Annotated in this window: 4 protein-coding genes and 2 tRNA genes; 2 read left to right on the top strand and 4 right to left on the bottom strand. The window is 69.6% G+C overall.

Features of this window, described 5'->3' with window-relative positions; all coding sequences use genetic code 11:
- Positions 1 to 86 precede the first annotated feature (86 nt).
- A complete protein-coding gene (locus tag AB0N03_RS47805; RefSeq protein ID WP_364387383.1) occupies positions 87 to 338 on the bottom strand; it encodes a DUF4287 domain-containing protein in 252 nt (83 codons plus the stop codon).
- Positions 339 to 415: 77 nt separating this feature from the next.
- Complete coding sequence (locus AB0N03_RS47800) at positions 416 to 1,198, bottom strand: class I SAM-dependent methyltransferase (protein WP_364387381.1); 783 nt, start codon at positions 1,196 to 1,198, stop codon at positions 416 to 418.
- Positions 1,199 to 1,275: 77 nt separating this feature from the next.
- Between AB0N03_RS47800 and AB0N03_RS47795 the strand changes: the two genes are divergently transcribed.
- On the top strand, positions 1,276 to 1,881 hold the full coding sequence (locus AB0N03_RS47795; RefSeq protein WP_364387379.1) for a TetR/AcrR family transcriptional regulator: 606 nt from the start codon (positions 1,276 to 1,278) through the stop codon (positions 1,879 to 1,881).
- A gap of 163 nt (positions 1,882 to 2,044) precedes the next feature.
- Here AB0N03_RS47795 and AB0N03_RS47790 read toward each other — a convergent pair.
- Positions 2,045 to 2,116: transfer RNA gene (locus AB0N03_RS47790), tRNA-Val, on the bottom strand.
- 38 nt (positions 2,117 to 2,154) lie between these two features.
- Positions 2,155 to 2,229, bottom strand: a tRNA-Val gene (locus AB0N03_RS47785).
- 194 nt (positions 2,230 to 2,423) lie between these two features.
- Here AB0N03_RS47785 and AB0N03_RS47780 point away from each other — a divergent pair.
- Positions 2,424 to 3,869: a DHA2 family efflux MFS transporter permease subunit gene (locus tag AB0N03_RS47780; RefSeq protein WP_364387377.1), complete on the top strand. Its 1,446-nt coding sequence runs from the start codon at positions 2,424 to 2,426 to the stop codon at positions 3,867 to 3,869.
- Positions 3,870 to 3,965 lie beyond the last annotated feature (96 nt).

Here is a 3,965-nt window from a genome sequence, read left to right as displayed (position 1 = left end):
CCCCGCTCGTTTACGCCCCCGCGCCCCCCCTCATCTACCCCTTCGGCTTACAACTCTTTCCATACACCACGCACTTCCGACCCGGGTCAGGCCCGCGCGGCCACGCCGTCGAGGTGGAGCACGCCGCCGGTGTGGTGGGCGGCGACGAACTCGGGCCCCTTGGTGACGAGCCGCGCGATTGCCGTCGCGTGGCCGTGGCCGAGGCCGTGCTCGGTCTTCAGCCACGTGATGATCTCGCCGTGCTTCGTGAGCTTCTTCTCCGCCGCGAGCCCGAGGAACGCGCGCGGGGTGATGCCGGTCTGCTTCTCGGCGTTGTCGAGGTAGACCTGGAAAGACATGGGGACTCCTGGGATCGAACCGAAGGTTCTTCGGCCTGCCTTGCTTGTCCCCAAGGTCTCACCGACAACTTTTTTTGTCAAGGCTTCGGCGCGACGACCGCCAGCGTCGTGTACGACAGCGTGAAGCCACCGCCGAGCGCGTCGACGGCCGCGCCGACCCCGGCGAGGACGTCGGCCAGCGCGTCGGGCTCGAGGCGCGTCAGGCCCCCGGTCGTCGGCAGGAGATCCAGCCATTCGTCGCGCGTGTAGGCCTGCTCCCAGGCGAACCGCCACCGTTCGGGTTCGCCGAAGCGGCCCGACTCCCGGATGCCGTCGGCGAACTTGGTGAACATGACTTCGTAGAGTTCGGCGGCACTCCTCGGCTCCTTCCCGAAGGGCGAGCCGGGCAGCACCCGCCGGATGCCTTCGGCGAGAGCCTCCGCGACCTCGTCCGGCGGCTGGAACACGTGCGCGAACACGGCGAGCAGGCCACCGGGACGCAGGACGCCGGCCGCCTTCGCCGGGCCGGCGACCGGGTCGACCCAGTGCCAGGCCTGCCCGGCGACGACCGCGTCGAAGGTCCGCCCCGCACTGTCCCAGTCCTCGAACTTCGCGACTTCGATGTCGACACCGCTGCCGCGCGCGAAGCCGGCCATCCGCGGATCGGGGTCGACCCCGAGCACCCGGCGGCCCGCGGCCCGGAACTGCCGGGCCTCGATCCCGGTGCCGCAGCCGACGTCGAGGAAGTCGGGGCCGGGACTGGCGGCGACGACGCGGGCGACCAGTTCGGCGGGATACTCCGGCCGGGCCCGGTCGTAGCGTTCGGCGTCGATTCCGAAGGATTCGGCGAAAGCGCGGGCTTCATGAGGCTGAGTGGGCATGCGCCCACTTTAATGGGCACTCGCCCACTAGGGCAACCGCATGGGCGTTCGCCGCGGGCGTAACGGAGAATGGGGCCATGCCGACCGGTGTCCACCTGCGCGACGTCCGCCAGCAGCTGTTCCACGCGGCCGAGCGGGTCTTGCTCCGCGACGGCCCGAACGCGCTGACCAGCCGCGCGGTGACCGCCGAAGCCGACGTCGCGAAGGGCGTGCTCCACCGTCACTTCGCGGACTTCGACGCGTTCCTGGCGGAGCTGGTGCAGGACCGCATCACCCGCCTGAGGGACCAGGCGGCGATCCTGGAGGCGTCGGCGGGAACGCGCACGGTGGCCTCGAACCTGGTGGACGCGCTGACGGAGCTGTTCGACCCGGTCTCGGTGGCGCTGACGAGCTTGGTGTTCATCCGCGACGAACTCCGCACCCGCCTACGCCGCCCGGGCGACGGCGACGGACTCCCCTTCCTGACCGAGGCAAGGGAGATGCTGTCGTCCTACCTGAAAGCCGAGCGAGCCCAGGGCCGCATAGCGCCGGACGCAGACGCGGATTCCCTGTCCCTGTCGTTGATCGGAGCAAGCCACCTGCTCTTCGCGGGCCGCCAAAGGCACACGCTCCCAGAAGAAGCAGAGCTGAAAAACCTGATCCACACCATCACCGCGGACGTAGTCCAGCGCAGGCTGTGGTAAAAGTCCGATGTAGACAGACGCCGGCCACCCACGAAACGCAACCACACGCGGGGGGTCCGGGGGCGTGCCCCCGGCGGGGGCGTGGGGGCTCGGCCCCCACCGGACACGACGAGAAGAGCCCCGTTCGCGCTTTCCGCGAACAGGGCTCTCCCAGCGAATCTCGTGGGCGATACTGGGATCGAACCAGTGACCTCTTCGGTGTGAACGAAGCGCTCTCCCCCTGAGCTAATCGCCCGTCGTACGAATTTCCACGAGTTCCCGGGGGTGGGCTCGTGGTGCGCGATACTGGGATTGAACCAGTGACCTCTTCCGTGTCAGGGAAGCGCTCTCCCGCTGAGCTAATCGCGCGCTGCGGAACTCCGTACTCACAGAAGCATATCGGACGTCTCCGGAGGGTCAGCAGGGGGTGCGGTGTGACCGCGCGCACGGCGGAAACCGCCGTGACACGAAGGTGCCGAAACGGGCAGACTGCAAGGACAGCGCGCTTGCGTCCCGGCCACCGCCGGGGGATGGCCCGCCAGACCAGGAGAGCTTTCGCCCCGATGACCGACACCGTGTCCACCCCGCCCGCCGACCTGGACCGCGCCCCGGTGCGCCCGGGGCTCCTCATCGGGGTCCTCGTGCTGTCCGCGTTCGTGATGATCCTCAACGAGACGATCCTGAGCGTCGCGCTGCGCGACCTGACCGTCGACCTGCGGGTGCCGACCACGACCGTGCAGTGGCTGACCAGCGGGTTCCTGCTGACCATGGCCGTCGTCATCCCGACGACCGGCTTCCTGCTCGAGCGGTTCTCGCCGCGGCAGGTGTTCCTCTTTTCGCTCTCGGCGTTCAGCCTCGGCACGCTGTTGTGCGCGCTCGCGCCCGGCTTCGGGATGCTGATGGCCGGGCGCGTGGTGCAGGCGTGCGGCACGGCGGTGATGCTGCCGCTGCTGATGACGACGGTGATGCGGCTGGTGCCGCCGGAGCGCCGCGGCGCGACGATGGGCACGATCACGATCGTCATCGCGGTGGCGCCCGCGATCGGGCCGACGATCGGCGGCGCGGTGCTCTCGTCGCTGGGCTGGCGCTGGATGTTCTGGATCGTGCTGCCGCTGTCGGTGGCGGCGCTGGTGACCGGCGCACTGCAGCTGCGGCTGAACAGCGAAACGCGGCGGGTGCCGCTGGACGTGCCGTCGGTGCTGCTGTCGGCGATCGGCTTCGGCGGCGTGTTGTACGGGCTGTCGTCGACTGGGGAGCAGGCCGGCGCGGAGCCGCCGGTGCCGGCGTGGGTGCCGATCGTCGTCGGCGTGGTCTCGCTGGTGGTGTTCACGTGGCGCCAGCTGCGGCTGCAGCGCCGGGACCGGGCGCTGCTGGACCTGCGGCCGTTCACGCACCGGAGTTTCGTGGTGTCGCTGGTGCTGACGTCGCTGCTGTTCGTGTGCCTGATCGGCGCGGCGGCGATCCTGCTGCCGCTGTACCTGCAGACGGTGCTGCACACGAGCACGTTCGTGAGCGGCCTGGCGGTGCTGCCCGGCGGCCTGGTGCTCGGCCTGCTGGGCCGCCCGGTGGGCGCGCTGTTCGACAAGGTGGGTGCGCGCCCGCTGGTGATCCCGGGCGCGGCGGCGATGGCGGTGTCGCTGTGGCTGTTCACGACGCTGGGCGCGGGCTCGCCGCTGATCGCGGTGATCGGGATCCACGTGCTGCTGATGGCCGGGCTCGGGCTGATGATGACGCCGCTGTTCACCGAATCGCTGGGCGCACTGCCGGAACACCTGTACTCGCACGGGAGTGCGATCCTGTCGACGCTGCAGCAGATGGCGGGAGCCTTGGGCACGGCGGTGTTCGTGAGCGTGGCGACGCTGTGGAGCGCGGCCGGAGCGACCGCCGGGCCGGACGCTTCGGGCTTGCGGGCGGCGTTCGTGGTGGCCGGGGTGATCGGGCTGCTGGCCTTCGCGGGGACTTGGCTGATCCGTTCGACGAGCGGCGCCAAGGCGGCTCCGAAGCACTGACGGTCGTGGGTGGTAAAAAGTGTTTGTACAAAGTTTGAGAATAAAGAACAAAAAAGCCAGTCAGCAAGCCCCCCCGGTACACGTGGGTCGAGAAAA

Origin of the sequence: Amycolatopsis sp. NPDC051061 (assembly GCF_040682935.1) — a bacterium.
Classification (GTDB): Bacteria; Actinomycetota; Actinomycetes; order Mycobacteriales; family Pseudonocardiaceae; genus Amycolatopsis.
The sequence above is the reverse complement of the archived record's forward strand: the minus strand, read 5'-3'. Positions and strand labels throughout refer to the sequence as shown.